This window comes from Porcipelethomonas ammoniilytica (assembly GCF_025567485.1).
Taxonomy (GTDB): domain Bacteria; phylum Bacillota; class Clostridia; order Oscillospirales; family Ruminococcaceae; genus Porcipelethomonas; species Porcipelethomonas ammoniilytica.
Window position 1 is genome coordinate 1 of sequence record NZ_JAOQKH010000085.1, and the last position, 891, is coordinate 891.

1 pseudogene is annotated in these 891 nt (G+C 39.3%); it reads right to left on the reverse strand.

What is annotated here, in order from left to right:
- A pseudogene (locus OCV67_RS13380) lies at positions 1-846 on the reverse strand (VirB4-like conjugal transfer ATPase, CD1110 family); the annotation flags it as partial.
- Positions 847-891: the final 45 nt, after the last annotated feature.

Below are 891 nucleotides of genomic sequence, written 5' to 3' on the forward strand. Positions count from 1 at the left end.
TCCAAGTTCAACTGTTGTAAACGACCTGTTTATTTTAACTTTGTTTATACCTATAGGCAGAGAAGACATTGCTCCTTCCTCTTGCAAATCATCAAGAGATTTCAATTCACAATGATACTTCTGAACGATGGACTGTATATCCTTCTCAATTTCACAAAGTTCCGAGGGCTTTGCAGCATAAACCGTAACCAGAAGAGTTGTAATGAAGAACCTGTTATTACGTTTAGTTAAGCTGTCATAAATACTGTTAGCTGCGTTTATGTCATCGACAAGATCCAAGGAAAGAATATCACCGTCATGTCCCTGATCGGCTGCTTTGTGCTGCTTTCCGATTTTTACAGCCTGAGCGTTAGTAAGCTTGTGCGATACAAACCGTAACGCTTTGTTCTGATCCAGGGAATGAGTATGTATATTTACTGCGACGTTTCCCTCGACAGCCATAATTTCCTCGATTATTCTGTCGGAAATTTCGGCTGAATCAATATATACATGATAAGCAGCGCCGTAACTGTTTCCTATTCTGAAGCAGTTAAGTTTGCTGAAGTCCATAGAAGTCGGAGCGATACTGTCTTTTACGGAAATACCGGAGGTATATCTTGATTTCCAGTCAAAATTAAAAGGAATCGGGTGAAGCGGATGCAGACTTTCTTTCAGAAGCTTAAGCCTTTCAAATCCGTTTAAAGAATGAACATTAACATTCATACGCTTAAAGATCCGGATAATTTTCAGCTCTTCACGTTCAAGAGAAGCCTTAGCTTTCCTGAAGTTTTTTTCATGAACTCCGAAAGTCAGATATTTTACCTTAACGGTTCCGCTGCTTCTCTTTTCAAATTGACTGTAAAGCATTTCCTGATATTCCTGCCGGTATTCTTTAATTTTGTCAGATTCGCC